Annotated in this window: 14 protein-coding genes and 6 pseudogenes; 5 read left to right on the top strand and 15 right to left on the bottom strand. The window is 51.7% G+C overall.

The features are described 5' to 3' along the window. Positions 1 to 87: 87 nt before the first annotated feature. The 5 genes and pseudogenes from HBA93_RS24260 to HBA93_RS16950 form a co-directional block, all read right to left on the bottom strand. Positions 88 to 213, bottom strand: a pseudogene (locus tag HBA93_RS24260) (IS5/IS1182 family transposase); the annotation flags it as partial. Between the two features lie 164 nt (positions 214 to 377). After that, on the bottom strand, positions 378 to 1,580 hold the full coding sequence (gene repC / locus HBA93_RS16935; protein WP_221724058.1) for a plasmid replication protein RepC: 1,203 nt from the start codon (positions 1,578 to 1,580) through the stop codon (positions 378 to 380). Positions 1,581 to 1,729: 149 nt separating this feature from the next. Then, positions 1,730 to 2,725 carry a plasmid partitioning protein RepB gene (gene repB, locus HBA93_RS16940; RefSeq protein ID WP_221724059.1) on the bottom strand — a complete coding sequence of 332 codons (996 nt, stop codon included), beginning with the start codon at positions 2,723 to 2,725 and terminating at the stop codon, positions 1,730 to 1,732. An 83-nt stretch (positions 2,726 to 2,808) separates the two neighbouring features. Further along, entirely contained in the window at positions 2,809 to 3,999 is a 1,191-nt protein-coding gene (gene repA / locus HBA93_RS16945; RefSeq protein ID WP_221724060.1) for a plasmid partitioning protein RepA, read from the bottom strand. Between the two features lie 343 nt (positions 4,000 to 4,342). Further along, positions 4,343 to 4,555 (bottom strand): hypothetical protein, encoded by a 213-nt coding sequence (locus HBA93_RS16950; RefSeq protein ID WP_221724061.1) that lies wholly within the window; start codon positions 4,553 to 4,555, stop codon positions 4,343 to 4,345. 106 nt (positions 4,556 to 4,661) lie between these two features. Between HBA93_RS16950 and HBA93_RS16955 the strand changes: the two are divergent. Both HBA93_RS16955 and HBA93_RS16960 read left to right on the top strand, forming a co-directional pair. After that, a pseudogene (locus tag HBA93_RS16955) lies at positions 4,662 to 5,181 on the top strand (IS6 family transposase); the annotation flags it as partial. Between the two features lie 65 nt (positions 5,182 to 5,246). Then, positions 5,247 to 5,668: pseudogene (locus HBA93_RS16960) on the top strand (transposase); the annotation flags it as partial. Here the strand turns inward: HBA93_RS16960 and HBA93_RS16965 are convergent. The 6 genes and pseudogenes from HBA93_RS16965 to HBA93_RS16990 form a co-directional block, all read right to left on the bottom strand. Further along, positions 5,660 to 5,775: pseudogene (locus tag HBA93_RS16965) on the bottom strand (IS481 family transposase); the annotation flags it as partial. The pseudogenes HBA93_RS16960 and HBA93_RS16965 sit on opposite strands and share 9 nt — an antisense overlap. 145 nt (positions 5,776 to 5,920) lie before the next feature. Then, positions 5,921 to 6,778, bottom strand: coding sequence for a type II toxin-antitoxin system HipA family toxin (locus tag HBA93_RS16970; protein ID WP_353619386.1), 858 nt, complete (start codon positions 6,776 to 6,778; stop codon positions 5,921 to 5,923). Then, complete coding sequence (locus HBA93_RS24575) at positions 6,660 to 6,995, bottom strand: HipA N-terminal domain-containing protein (protein ID WP_221724063.1); 336 nt, start codon at positions 6,993 to 6,995, stop codon at positions 6,660 to 6,662. The genes HBA93_RS16970 and HBA93_RS24575 overlap by 119 nt, the downstream gene beginning before the upstream one ends. Before the next feature lie 72 nt (positions 6,996 to 7,067). Then, positions 7,068 to 7,205: a hypothetical protein gene (locus tag HBA93_RS16980; RefSeq protein WP_221724064.1), complete on the bottom strand. Its 138-nt coding sequence runs from the start codon at positions 7,203 to 7,205 to the stop codon at positions 7,068 to 7,070. A gap of 3 nt (positions 7,206 to 7,208) precedes the next feature. Then, positions 7,209 to 7,541: a helix-turn-helix domain-containing protein gene (locus HBA93_RS16985; protein WP_221724065.1), complete on the bottom strand. Its 333-nt coding sequence runs from the start codon at positions 7,539 to 7,541 to the stop codon at positions 7,209 to 7,211. 474 nt (positions 7,542 to 8,015) lie between these two features. Beyond that, positions 8,016 to 9,170 (bottom strand): site-specific integrase, encoded by a 1,155-nt coding sequence (locus HBA93_RS16990; RefSeq protein WP_221724066.1) that lies wholly within the window; start codon positions 9,168 to 9,170, stop codon positions 8,016 to 8,018. A 191-nt stretch (positions 9,171 to 9,361) separates the two neighbouring features. On the opposite strand from HBA93_RS16990, the gene HBA93_RS16995 reads away from it, so the two are divergent. From HBA93_RS16995 to HBA93_RS17005, 3 genes and pseudogenes are all read left to right on the top strand, one after another. Continuing rightward, entirely contained in the window at positions 9,362 to 10,267 is a 906-nt protein-coding gene (locus HBA93_RS16995; RefSeq protein WP_353619384.1) for a DUF1403 family protein, read from the top strand. 155 nt (positions 10,268 to 10,422) lie between these two features. After that, on the top strand, positions 10,423 to 10,977 hold the full coding sequence (gene scpB, locus HBA93_RS17000) for an SMC-Scp complex subunit ScpB (RefSeq protein WP_353619385.1): 555 nt from the start codon (positions 10,423 to 10,425) through the stop codon (positions 10,975 to 10,977). Between the two features lie 26 nt (positions 10,978 to 11,003). Next, positions 11,004 to 11,387, top strand: a pseudogene (locus tag HBA93_RS17005) (IS6 family transposase); the annotation flags it as partial. 465 nt (positions 11,388 to 11,852) lie between these two features. Here the strand turns inward: HBA93_RS17005 and HBA93_RS17010 are convergent. The 4 genes and pseudogenes from HBA93_RS17010 to HBA93_RS17025 form a co-directional block, all read right to left on the bottom strand. After that, positions 11,853 to 12,742, bottom strand: a pseudogene (locus HBA93_RS17010) (IS3 family transposase); the annotation flags it as partial. Positions 12,743 to 12,766: 24 nt separating this feature from the next. After that, complete coding sequence (locus HBA93_RS17015) at positions 12,767 to 12,979, bottom strand: amidase (protein ID WP_221724069.1); 213 nt, start codon at positions 12,977 to 12,979, stop codon at positions 12,767 to 12,769. Between the two features lie 78 nt (positions 12,980 to 13,057). After that, positions 13,058 to 13,591, bottom strand: coding sequence for a hypothetical protein (locus HBA93_RS17020; RefSeq protein ID WP_221724070.1), 534 nt, complete (start codon positions 13,589 to 13,591; stop codon positions 13,058 to 13,060). A gap of 372 nt (positions 13,592 to 13,963) precedes the next feature. Next, positions 13,964 to 14,161, bottom strand: a complete 198-nt coding sequence (locus HBA93_RS17025) for a hypothetical protein (protein WP_221724071.1) — start codon at positions 14,159 to 14,161, stop codon at positions 13,964 to 13,966. Positions 14,162 to 14,288 lie beyond the last annotated feature (127 nt).

The following is a 14,288-nucleotide window of genomic DNA, read 5'->3' on the forward strand; positions in this document are numbered from 1 at the left end:
ATCTCTTCTCACCTCAATCCGTTACGCACAATAAGCGTGACATAGCTCAACAGAGGTGAAAATTTTGCGACACAACCCAAGTACGTCATCACTCACCCAGAACGTTAAGCTGTCACGCTGACGCAGGCCTGCTTCATAAACCGGCCAATTCGTCACCCTAAACCTCTGCATTGGGATGTTGTGGCGACAGTCAGCGTTGTGTTTGAATGACATCAAAAACGTCCGGAGCTGGAAAACAGACAACTCTATCAGCTATATCTGAAATCCGCACAACAAGAACCTCAAAGACCGAACTGTATTTGCGCACAATTTAAGGTTACGGTGTCGGAAAAAGGTACGAAAGTTCTGATATCTATCCCTCTTCGGAAAAACGGTCTCTAGTGACTGAACATTGTGTTTTTCTGTACAATTGAATTAGAGGCAGTTTTCATCGCAGCCATCAGCATCGGCCCAACTGAAAATTCCCCTGCCCCCGCTTTTTCGGTCAGAGCCCGCAAATAACCGCCAGCCGATTGAATATGCTGCGCCCGCTGCAAAATACAGGCAATCACGGTCGCGGTATTTTCCTGCCCCATCACATCCAGCGCCTCCTCATACGCTGATGGACTAATGCCCATATATCCGCGGACCTGGGCAGCGGTCATCATCAGCTCTCGCCAACTGTTAATCTCATTGCTTGCATAATCTGCAATGTCTGGACAAGCTTTCAGCACAAAGCCCAAAGGCCAGCTTTTTGCTTGCTCAGTTTTTCCCTTTTTTGTTTTTTCTAAAGTTGGTTCAAATTCAAAAAGATAGTTTGGATTTGAATTAGATTGCTGCCGCTCATTTTGAACATCATTGGCGTTCATTATTTCAGTTTTAACATGCATATTCAGCAAGTTATCTACATCGTCATGCAAAGCAGCAAATTGCTCAACGATAATTTCCAGCTCGCAAACTGGTGCGCGACGTGGCAGTGCATCAACAAGTGTCCGGAAACGTGTAAAGAGCCCTTTCCAATTGCCTTCCAGGCCTTCTTCCAGCGCCGTATTAATGAGTTTAGCAATATCCCGTCGATGCAGGGTAATACGCTCGCGCATGAGCTTCAGTACACGCGCCTCTCCCCTCACCTTTTCAGCTGCAGCTTCAAATTCTTCCGCTCTGGCCAGCAGTGGTGCGAGCGATAAACCAAAGGCCTCCTCGATCTCTCCTGCCCTGTTTTTTCGAGCGTATCGTTTTCCATTCGGGCTATCTTTACGCACAATAAGGCCGGCATTAACCAGAGCAGCTAAATGACGGCGCAATGTACCGTCCGGCATACCATGCGCCCGCAGTGACAGTTGTGCATTGGAAGGAAATACAATCAAACCATTTTCTTCGGACAACTCACTGTCCGGATAAAAAGATAGTAGAGCATTCAGAACAGAGAGCGTGCGGTCGCCCACACCAATCAGTGCCCTGCCCTCGCAGAGCCAGCGATAAACCTGCCATTTATCAATGTGTTTATCGGCAGGAATATCCTGTGCCTGCCGTTGACTGGAAATCATGGCAAGCGACATCGATCGACCGCCAAACGGGGTCGTGAGAAAATCCACATTCATTTCTCTTCACCTTTAATAGGACAATAGAATTCCATTCACCAAAATGGCGCTTCTATCTTGACAGCGATGTGTGGAAGTGCTTTTCTCTGACTGCTAGATCTATGAGAAACGGCCTGCCACTCGGAATATGTGTGGTGGGTCTTTTTCTTTTAATCTCCCTTCTTGCTCGCCGCGGCAGATTTATATTCATCATACAGCGCGTCCAACTTATCAGTTAACCACTCACCAAAAGGTGTGGCCTCTGCTTTTGTAAGGTTGATTGAATAGCTACGGCCTTTTTTAGCCGATAAAACCTCAACCGCATTATCTGGAGTTGTCCAAGTTTTGTTTTGCTCTTCCTTTTTCGGAGCTTTGGCTTTGGACTTGGAATTATAGCGTTTCAGATAGTTATGAAGATCATCAAACCGTTGATCGTCCGGCAGCGTTAAAAGGCTTTCCGTCTTTGCGTAAGCGATAGCCGCGTTCAGATAAGTCGGGTTCAGGATCAGTTGTCTGAGGTTCAGCCATTTATCTCGCCCGATTTTTTTGCATGATGCTAAAGCGATCATTAGCTCGTATGGCACAATTTCAACAACGCTTAGCATCTTAGAAAGCATCGGGTCGTCAACGCTGATCGCGGCTTTAATGACCTCTTTAGTCATGCCGCTATCCAGAAGGTTCTTGGCAAAATATGCGCGCTCAATGAATGACAAATTGGAGCGTGATGAATTCTCTTGTCCCTGCGCTACTGCTGAAGAAACGTCATCCAGTTGCTTAACAACTGCTTTAACTTTTATGCCAAGTTCACGCGCAACAAGCGTACGGCGATGCCCGAAAACAATCATATAGCGCCCTCTGACTGTCGGATGTGGGCGCACTAAAATCGGGCTATCCTGCCCGTTGTTTCTGATCGTGTTCTTTAGTTCTTCATACTCTTCGTCGGAACCGGTAAGGCGATCTGAAATAAATGAGGAATCTAAAAGAGAGGGGTCAATCTCAACAATTGCCTCTCCGCTCATAAGCTTCTTTGTGTTCTCCGCCATTTCCTCAATAGAGCGCACAACCGTTTTGGCTGCGCCGGTCATCCCATATCCGGTTTTAGCATCCTCGGCTGTTTTGTTAATCTGCTCTATATCAAGATTGGCAAAAGGATTTTTACGAGACATTTTAGAGTTTATCCTGCACCTTCAAATCTATTAAGATGTTGGTATTGTTTAGTAATCAGAAAAATAAAACGGCTGACAAATGCCTATTTCCTGCCCCATGTCGTATGCATCAGCTCGGCAATTTCACTGTTTGATGCATTTAGACTCTCCATAGCTCGGTCATAGGTCGACCGAACAAAATTCGCTCTTTCCACCTCATAAAGCGTTTGCTTTTTAATTGATGCGTCTGAGATGGCTGTAGACTTCAAGACAGTATTTTTCAGCATATTCTGAGCAAACATAGATTGCATAAAGCCGACCATTTGTGTTTGCGGAATGTCTGTGGGTTCAAATCGGGTCACTAGATAGCGGAACCACTTGACTTTGATCTCTGCACCCGCATCGGCAACGGAAGTCATGATGCCGCCAAGCATTTGAAGAAACTGCGACATCGACATGATGTCCAGCATCTGCGGGTGAATGGTAATCAAGATGCCGGTTGAAGCCATGAGAGCTGTTATGGTGAGGTAGCCCAACTGAGGTGGGCAATCGATAACAACCACATCATAAAGATGATCAACATCTTTCAGCGCATTCACAATGCGCATATGAAACAACCGCCCCTCTTCTCCCCTTTTGCCAGAAATTGCCAAAGGAACATCATACTCGTATTCCTGCAGCTCCAAGTTTGCTGGTGCAATATGAAGTCCAGGTATGTTGGTTTCTTGGATAACATCGGTGATGTGCTTGCGCTCATCATCAAAGCGCAGGGCTTCATAAAGCGATGGTGTCTTATCCAGCTCTGGCTGAATTCCAAACAATGAAGTCAACGACGCTTGCGGGTCAAGATCAATGGCTAAGACACGGTGCCCAGTTAAAGCTAGATACTGAGCCAAGTGGGCTGAGGTCGTTGTTTTCCCGCTGCCGCCTTTAAAATTGACGACAGAAAGAACCTGTAATGGCTCCCCTTCCCTTCTGTGGGGAACGTAAAAGCGCTTGTCAGATTTTTTGTTGGCTTCCAAATACTGGCGTAGATCAAGCATCTGGTCAGCGGTGTAAAAACGACGGCCTGAAACAGCTTCTACTTCAGGTACCCTACCCTCTGCATGCAGCTGTCGTAAATGACTTTGTGTCACACCAATGAGATCAGCAACTTCTGCCAATGGAAACAGGCGAAGATTCTTTCGCGCGTCCGGTGGATATTGTTGAGTACGCAGGATATCAAGGGCGCTAGAAATGCGCGCGCCTTGTTGAGCGATCTCATAATCAAATCGGCTCGATATTTCACTGTTCATTTGGCAAACTATTCCTAACAATGCCCAAATTTTTGAAAAAATGTCGTGATCGTCATTATTTTCGCAACTATAGACGCGATTCTAACGATCTAGCAAGAAATTTAAAGTTAACAAAGCGTTAATGCACCTAAGGGCTGCTATGTTTAGTGAACCTTCAAGTTTTGTAATATATTGATTTAACAGTTGAATTTAACAAAATATACGGCTGACAAATACATGCTATTACGTAGGTTGAATAAGTTCCTCCTCAACGTCATCTGCGCAGTGATCGTATATACCGAGCTTATCCATAGGAGTGTCCAGCACTTCATCGGTCAAAGTTTCACCGCAATATTCGCACCTTTCAAGACTCGTCATGTTTGAGCTCTGCATTGATGGCAGCAAGAGCTTCTCTTTCCCCTTGCGACACCGTTGTAGTAGTGCGCTTAACCTGCCCTTCATTGATGCGCTGTTGAATTAAGTAAAAGTCTTCAACCGCACATTTAAGTTTATCCCGCAGTCGTGCATTGTTAGCTCTCATGTCTGGGAATGGTGCAGGTGATGGACCTTGTTGCATGGATAAGCTATGACCTGATATCCAGTGATCGTTTTTATTCGCAGGAAGTGTTTGATGGGCACTGTTACCTTAACTCTGACGTAAATATCTGTAGCGATAATAGGGTATGATCGAACCTCGCCCTTCACTTTATCACCGTCATCGTTTTCCAGCCGAGATCATCGCAGAAGCTGTATGGCTGTATTTCCGCGTTCCGTTAAGCTTTCGTATGGTGGAAGACATGCTTTCTTACCGAGGGATCATTGTCACCCATAAGACGGTGCGTGAATGGGCTGAGAAATTCGGACGAGATTATGCCAACAAAATCCGTCGCCCTACGCCACGCCTTGGTGATAAATGGCACCTGGATGAGGTTGTTGTCACTATCAAAGGCGAAAACCATTTTCTGTGGCGTGCCGTTGATCAGAATGACTTCGTTCTGGATGCCTTGTCCAAAAGCGCCGCAATACCAAGGCGGCCAAGCGGTTTATTCGTAAACTCCTGTCAAGCCAGGGTGCATCGCCGCTATGGTGACGGATAAGCTTGGCTCCTATGGAGCCGCTAACCGGGAGATTGGGCTCACAGCCTGTGATCACCGTCAGCATAAAGGCCTCAACAATCGTGCCGAAAATTCCCATCAGCCGGTACCCCCCTGAAATTAATTGGGTTCAAAAGTAGAATTTTCTCGGTTTAATAAACGAGAGGATTTTTGATGAAAACGAGCAGATTTACCGAAGCACAGATACTTGCCATCCTGCGTCAAGCAGAAGGCGGTATTCCAGTTGCTGATCTTTGCCGCGAACATGGAATGAGCGATGCGTCATTTTATAAGTGGCGCGCGAAATATGGCGGCATGGATGCATCCATGATCAGCCAGATGAAGGCGCTGGAGGAAGAAAACCGCCGATTGAAAAAGATGTATGCAGAGATGAGCATCCAGGCGGAACTCCTCAAAGAGGCCCTGAGGAAAAAATGAAACGGCCATCTCAACGCCGGGAGATGGCCATGTGTGCAGTGGCGTTACGCGGGGTGAGTGTTTCTCTGGCCTGCCGCACATTCAATGTCAGTGAGACGTGTTATCGTTACAGTCGCAAGTTGGATGATGAAAACGGGCAGATTGCTGATCTTCTGATTGATGCCGTAACGCTTCGAGAGCCCTCTCAGGCTCTCTTTACTATTTTGTATTGTTCGACACGGATTGCCTCAGTCGTCGTGGCGCTGCCGTGTAGAACTTGTCCCATAATGCATCCCTCCAAGTCTGAGAAAGGATTGCACCATCAAAACCTGGGATCAAACATCTAAACGCAGAAGCTCTCCACGAATTCCGGGCAAGCCCACTCCCATCGATAGCTCAAAAGGAGGCGAAGGCCTCCTTTATTTTTGTCTTCAGTTCCCAAGCCCAGATGGTAGATTGGCAAAAACACACTCGAACTCCCGGACAAGCGCCAGTTCATGTGTCCTTGCAATTATCAGCCGTGCAAAATCATCGGGCATCGGGAGACCCTGCAGTAATTTTGGCCATTCGTCGGCTGCCTGCTCGACAACTCGTTTCAGCTGCTTTTTCGTTCTGGATTCAGATATTCCACATAGTACAGCTGCTCTGATAAAGCGAGGTAAGCCAATTATCCGACTATCGTGCGTTTTCCTAAATTTTAGTGCCATCTCGTAGCTGCGGTCATAAACGTGGCTTGCTACGATATCGTATGCGGGACTGAGTAGGCCTTCGGCTGGATTAGGGTAGTAAAATGACCAATTCTTTAAATGAGCATCCGTGTTGCCCATCAAGATATTTACAGCAATTCTCGTGATCCCTTGAAGAAACGCAGCAGTACCGCCACCCAATTTCGTAACGATGTTTAACACGGTTTCTTCATTCGCAGCGGTGTATTTGCGATCTGGATGCTGATCTAGAATCTGCATGAAATCTTCCATGTGAACGCGTCGGCCGTCCTTGGTACGGTCGAAGCGATCTACGGCTAGAACCGTCCCCCCCGCTTTTAACAACCCGGGGTCTATGCCAGAAATTGCGCTTACAGGAACCAGCTCCACATGTGGGATTTCAACTCCGACGACTTCGGCCAGCTTCATAGACGTAAATTCGACTTCAGGCAGATAGCGGTATCGCTCACTCGGCACTTTGGCGATGATATTGCCATTTACACCCAGTGCAGGAAAAGTCAGACGTTCCCCCTGTTTGAGCATCAACATTTTGAGCTGGACATGCAAGCGAGAACCGGATTCCAGTTTGTCCATCTTCGAGGGGAGGGGGAATGTCCTTCCGTTGCCCTGTTTCTTCGGAGCGAACGCTGACGGCACCCGGCAAGTCCTTACCAAGCCATCTCAAGACATCAAAGTCCGTTGTCTCGCCAGACGGCATACCCTTGAGTACCAGCTCTTTCAGAGCGCCTTCAGGAAGGAGATTAGAGAACCAGGTTGGGATATCACGCGAGCTGCGCGTCATCGGTGCATCATGCAAGAGGCGAACTGTCTCTTCTTCATTCCCATAGCTGAGCAGAGCAGCGCTAAATATTGGTCAATACTCACCCATATCGATGTATGTCTCATCGATGTCGAAACGAACCATGTCGCGCTCAAAACGGGTCAGGGTTCCGATGCGGATCTCTTCTGCATTGGCCTCCAGAAACACGCCAAGGGCGTCATTTTTCGTCATAGCTTAAACACCTTTGTAATCATCATCGTCCTCATCTCCATCTGGTATAAAGAGTTCGTCGCGAACGCTCTGGACTTTATGATAGGGATGAGATGGCTCGCGGTTCAGATGCAGACTGATTGCATTTCTCACTGACCCCAGAGCGCGCCGTGGCACCAGCACGAATTCAGCATCGAGCGCGGATGAAATCGCTTCCAATGTTGCAGTTTCAACGTTAGCCTTACCGGACTCGATTTTCGAAATGTCGCCTTGATGGAGACCGGACACGTCAGCCAGCCTGCTCTGCGTCCATTTTCTCGACTTCCTGAGGTCTTTGATCGAACTCCAAATGCTCATATTCGCCATCCCTGATGCGTTGCCCGCGATATAGCACAAGAGCTATATTATGTCAAAAACATAGGTTTAAAGCTATAATACCATCACTGAGGATGACGTTAACCCTTGTAGATGTGGAACGGAGGAAGTCACTCAAGATGCAACAATAAAAAAGCCCCGACCTGGGGCTTTGATTGTAAGAAAAATTGATTCAATTAGAATGACGCTGAAAATGTTGACGTCATCATTCTGAATACGAATTTTGGCTTACCAGAATTGCCACCATTGTTTCCATTCCCCGTTTCGGGGGCAGGCGCATTAATTGTTACAATGACGGGCATAAGGTATCTTATGCCGAAGGGAAGCATTGAACTTGTGCGGCATGAACTGCATCCTGATAACATAAACGGCCGCTGGATATCCGTGATACGGCGATCTATGCAACACGTTCGATTTTGACCCGACGGTTTCGCCTTGTGCAAGGGCGGAAAGCGATTAAAGGCCTGCCGCTTTGGTCAGATTGACACGGAAACGGTCCCGCCGGCGCTGATAGTGCCGGGTCATTTCCGCGGAAGCATGACCGAGCTGCTTCTGCACATAACGCTCATCGACCTCAGCGGACGAGGCGAGGCCGGCACGCAGTGAGTGCGCTGAGAATTTTTCAGCCCGTTCGGTTTCGGTGAGCTCGGGCCGCACGCCGGCAGCCAAAGCCGCTTTCTTGACCAGGCGGGCTATTTCCTGGTCATGCAGCCGGTCTGGCCCGATATTTTTACCCTGGCCGGTGACGCGGCGGAAGAGGGGGCCCCGGGACAGGCGGGCAAAGTTCAGCCAGGCCTCCAAGGCGATGACCGGGCAGGTGGTCCCGGTTGAGCCGCGGCCGATTTCGACGTCACGCCAACCGGTCTTGCCACGCAAGGTCAGCACCACCCCCTGGTCGAGGATGGTGATCCAGCCACGACCGTCTTCCGTCTGGTCACGGCCGGTATCGAGCCCGACAATCTCGGAGCGCCGCAAGCCCCCGGCAAAACCGATCAGGAGCATCGCCCGGTCACGCAAGCCACGCAAAGTGCCACGGGGCAGTGTCTCCAGCATCGCGATCAGCTGCTCGGGCAGCACGGCCTCCTTTTGCACCGGCGGGGCGGCGTGGGTGTTGCGGATGCCGGCAAGCACGGTGGCGATATGGCGTTCTTGGCGATCGAGCGGTGTGCCGCGTTGGGCATAGTTCCATTTCAGCGCCGAGAGCCGCCGTTCAATCGTTGTCACTTTATGCGGCTTGCCGCCGGGGATTGCCGCACCGGACGCGCAGGCGGTGATGTAGAGGCCGACAATCTGCGGGTCGGGGGGCATGATTTCCACCCCTTGCCGACGGCACCAGCCGGTAAAATGCTTCCAGTCCGCGGCATAGGCCGTCCGGGTGTTGGCCGCACTGGCCGCCGCGACATAAGCGCGGGCGCGTCCGGCCAGCTGCTGCAGGTGGGCGGGCAATATTGTGCCTGCGGGTGGGAGAGGGGCGGGAAGGGTGCCATTGACCATAGGGATGCCGGCCGGCGGCGGGGCCACGCAAACGTTCCCCGCATCCTCCGTGCCGGGAGACGGAGCAGAGCGCTCCGGCGTGTGATTTTTACTGTTTTGCTCGCTGTTTTGGCTCATTGTGTTATATTCACAAGAATGAACGATAATGCAAGATTATCGTTCATTAATAATCCACGACAAGCTGTGCACTTTGATCGCTATATCTTGCTTTAACCGCACATCTCTCTTAAACTCTCCGCATGAAAACCGCTCTTTCGCCCCACCTCCCGCGCGCGGATCAGCCGCCTCCTTTGGCGGCAGCTCCGTTTGTGCTGCCCACCTGGGCCCAGCCAAACCCCGCCGATGGCCGTCTGGAAGGGGCGCTGTTTGCTGCGGCCATCGCCTTGAAATCGCTTGACGATTTGGTTCGGCTCAATCCCGTATGGCTTGGCTGTTTCCGTGCCCGTCAGGCGCTTGTCTGTGCCCGTGCCGCCTGCCAATGGTTGCGTCTCAACGCCGACGAGGGGGCTTTGCGTGACGCTGTCCTGCTGGCTGCGCCGGGCGGCGATCCGGGACCGGCGGGGCGGGTCTTGGCGGCCTATCACCAATGGAGCAAGCGTCGGTTTCAGATGTCAAGCACCGCAATCCGCACGCTCGGCACCGCCCTGGGCCTGTCCCTCGATGCAGACAGCGCGGTTGTTGTCGAAACCCTGGAAACTGTATTACAGACCTGTCAACCGCCACCACTGGCTGCGGCCCGTTTGATCACCGCCCTCTATCAGCTGCGCCCTGATGTGGAAATTCTCGGCTGGATGCTGGCGGATGGTGTGATCGCGACCAAACTGGGTTGGCCCACACCAGTGCCTTTGTTGCTTAGCGCGCGGTTTCATCCGGTTCTGCGTTTGAACCCGGGCCGGGGGCGGCTGCGCCCCGATGATCCGGATTTTACGCGGGTCGTTTGTCTGGCGCTTGTGACCGCGATCCAGACCGCGTTGAACAGTGCCAACGCACTGACCCGGCGCACCGCAACACTTCTGGCCGAAGCGCCACACTTGCGCACAAAAGGCGCTGACCGGGTGATCCGCATGCTGCTGAACCAAGAGTGTGTGTTCGCGACTGCGCCGGACAGTGGGTTATCACGCTGGGCCGCCAGCCGGCTGATGACCCGGCTGGAACAATTCGGCGCGGTGCGCGAAATGTCGGGCCGCTCCAGCTTCAAAATTTACGGGTTGTGAATATGACAGCAACGCAAGCACCCAAGCCCACCAAGCCCCAGGACAACAAGATGCGGCAGGCCAGTGGTGAGACAAGGGACGGTCTGTTCGATCGCGCGCTGGCCGATCTGCCCGCGGCATTGCGCTGGCGTGAATTTATGCGCCGGATTGAGGGGGTGCTGTTTGCCAGTAGCACGCCGGTCAGTCGGGAGACGCTTGCCCGTGTGGTCGGCACCGATTGCAGTCTTGAGCTGTTGATCGACGATCTGGTCGATGATTTGCGGGATCGGCCCTATACGGTGGTGGCGGTGGCCGGCGGTTGGCAAATGCGCACGCGTCCGGGCTTTGCATCCACCATGCGTGCAGCGCAGGTGCCGGTGCGGTTTCCAGCACCGACATTGTCCGCGTTCGAGATGGGTGTTTTGGCAGCGATTGCCTATCAGCAACCGGTAACGCGCGGCGCGCTCTCCACATTCTTCGGGCGCGCAATCAGCCGCGATCTGATCGCCGCTTTACGCGAGGCCGGACTGATCGCCAATGGACCACGCAGTCCAAGTCCTGGCGCCCCCGCCACCTATGTCACTACATCACATTTCCTCTCTGTGTTCGGGTTGCCGTCTTTACGCGATCTGCCGGAACCGGAAACCTTAGAAGAAACCGGATTGCGCAATCAGGGTCCACGTTTGATCGAGGCGGCGAGCAACGAAGTGAATGACACTTCAATAGGATAACATCCGCTAAACCCTATGACGGTCATGCTTATGCCAACAAAATCCGTCGCCGTACATCGTGCCCTGGTAACAAGTGGCACTTGGATGAATGCGTCATATCGATCAAAGGTGAACGCCATTTTCTGTGGCGCGCCGTTGACCAGGATGGGTTTGTACTTGAAGTTCTGGTGCAGAAACGCCGCAATATCAAGGCTGCCAAGCGGTTTATTCGTAAACTCCTGTCAAGCCAGGGGACATCACCGCGTGTTATGGTGACGGACAAGTTTAGCTCTCATGGAGCCGCTAACCGGGAGATTGGGCTCACCACTTGTGATCACCGTCAGCATAAAGGTTTGAACAATCGCGCCGAGAAATCGCACCAACCGATCCGACGACGAGAGCGGGTCATGAAGCGTTTCAAGTCAGCACGCCATTTGGGGTCGATTCCGGCTAAGGGCAAAATGACACGTTTAGTTGCCCCAATTGAACCAGTTTGGATTTTTCATCCGTAAATTATTGAATTTATTGGCATAAAAATTGTTCAAACAGCTTATGCTTCAATTGGGCTCAGTTAACGGGTAGGTTCAGAAACGGACGACTTTAGGAACGAAGCAGCAACATGCTGTAGTCGGATTGAACTACGTACTTGAAGCTTTATGCAAATCTTATCGATCTCCCATGGCTTCTGATGTGATTTGCGCAAGCGGCGAGAACAGATATTCGAGAATGCGGCGTTGTCCTGATTTGATCTCAACGGTAACGCCCATTCCGGGAGCAACGAGCATGGGACGACCTTCACAAGTAGCATCGTGGCATCAAGGCCGATCGTGACCGGAAAGACAAGGTTTTGCACGCGAGGTACATTGCCAGTTGGTATGGTTGGTCGTGCATTCTGTGCGATACTCATAACTGGCATATTGGCTCCCCCTGTCCGAGTGCTGGATCAACCCCGGCTTTGGTTGCCGAATTGCAATGGCCTTCTTCAAAGCACAAATAGCCAGATCCTTTTTCATCCGATCCCGCGCTTCCCAGCCGATATTGCGACGAGAATAAAGATCGACAACCATTGCCAGATACAGCCACCCTTCCGCAGTCCATACATAACTGATGTCGACACCCCATTTCTGATCTGGTCCGTCACACGTAAAGTCCTGATCCAGAAGATTGGAAGCAACAGGCTCACCATGGTTGCTGTCTGTCGTGCGCTTGAAGCGCGCCTTCTGTCGGGTTTTGAGACCATTTTCTCGCATCAGTCGTGCCGTGCGGTGACGTCCTGCTCGAATACCTTCTTCATTCATTTCGACATGCATGCGTGGGCTGCCGTAGGTTTCGCGTGACAGTGCAAACTGATTGCGAATATGGGCCAGAATAATCATGTCATCAAGCTGGCGGCGGCTGGGCCGCCGATGCTTCCACGCATAATAACCGCTGATGCTGACGCCCGCAAAAGTACACAGCAGCGACAGAGACATGTGGGCCTTCTCCGTATCGATGAAAACAAACCTCATCGACTCGTCTCCCGAGCGAAGAAGGCCGTCGCTTTTTTTAATAAATCTCGTTCCTGGCGCAGGAGTTCGTTTTCTTTGCGAAGGCGAGCAAGTTCCTGGCTCATGTCCTCATGCGGACCAGAGAGCAAATCTTGCTCAGCAATAGTGCGACGCCAGCGGTCAAGCGTTGACTTGCCAATGCCTAGGTCAGCCGCGACCGATGAAATGCTGCGACCGCTCGTCGTTAAAATACGAACAGCTTCGCGCTTGAAATCTTCTGTAAATTCTCGCTGCTTCAATTCTAGATCTCCTGTCAGTTCTATCTAACAGAAGCCCTCCACTTTTGAAGGGGAAGCCCAGGAATCGAGTGCCTGTCGTAAGGGGGGGGCGCTGATAACGGATAGGGCAAGAGCGGCATCCGCCGCGTTGCGGGACAATGGGCCAAGGTGCTCCAGGGACTCCCAACTAGACTGGCCAGGATAGCGCTCGTCGCGACACCCTGGATAAATAGGTACGCGCCCCCAGGAGGGCTTCATGCCGAAGACGCCGGATAGGGGGGCGGTTCCGGCTGGGGGCGGAATACTACGTTAGGGGGTTGAGAGGCCAGATGGTGCTTACCCAAGGCGATTGATTCGTTCAGCCATGGTTTTGAGGACGCTTTGGACGACGATCTGACCTTGGGGATGAATGTCAGAAGAGCGGAACATCTCGACCAGGTGCTGCAGGTCGGCTCCCCATTGCCATTTCATATTGTCGATTTTGCTGGCGTGACGGGCGAAATCACCGGAATCTACGGCAGCCTGAAAGGCACGTTCGAGGTCGGCCGCACTGCTCATCAGCGTAGTCAGGCTGCGCTTGAGTTTTTCGGGAAGTTCAGTCAATTCGCGGTAGGGATGGGTGCCAGCTTCGACCATTTGCTGATTTTTCGCGGACATGTCCTCCATCAGAGTGGCATAGCGATAGAAGCCCGGATAGCTCTGACAGAGATCCGCCAGCGCTTTGTCGGGGGCAGTATCGTAAATCTGCAGGAGGCCTTGCATATAGCCAAGCATATGATCAAGAACTGCTGCCCCTTGAATCCCCTTCTTTTCTAGCTGTCGCATTCGCAGATCGATGGCGGCGGCGATGCGATGATTTTCTTGTGACATGGCGTAACTTTCTGAACACATCTAGAGATCGGTCAGGTCTTCTGGACATCTGCCGCCTCTGAGAATGAATTGCCCCCAGGTTTCCTCGCCGCGCTTCGAGATGATCCGGCGTGCAGGATCCTCGGCGTCTGCCTCAAGGAGGCCAAGACGCATGAGGGGGACGATTGTCCTGTTGCCGAACGAATACTCATAGGTTCGCTCTGGCAAAACAAGCATCCATCCCGATGTTCCGCGTTCGGTGATGGCAGACACAAGGTAACCACCCCGCGCAGGCTTGTCGCCGCGTGAATGCGTGAACAGGCAGATGGTCCAGAATGCATTTCTCGGTCGTGGCGGTATTAACGCCCAATCCATTGGCCCGTAGTCTGGATATTAAATTGCTGGGGCTGGTCCGCTTTGGCCGCTGGCAAAACCTTCCCGGTAGGCCTTATCAAGCGCATTGCTGATTGCGCCCGCCGTATTGACGGACAGACCGTATTTGCGATTGTATCGGTCCTTCGCGACGATTTCGCAAGCAATTTCCCTGAAGCGAGCCTTGCGATATAGGTCGGGTGGGGGGCGCTTAGTCATAAGGCGATCTCCTCTTTTGCAGCCAGAGACGAGTTGCGACGCTTGACTATATTGGACTTGTCCCGTTTTATTTCCGCCTCTTTATCTCGTTTCGGCGGTTATCTGTTCGAATTGAGCGGGCGATATT

Source organism: Ochrobactrum sp. SFR4, assembly GCF_019730395.1.
Classification (GTDB): domain Bacteria; phylum Pseudomonadota; class Alphaproteobacteria; order Rhizobiales; family Rhizobiaceae; genus Pseudochrobactrum.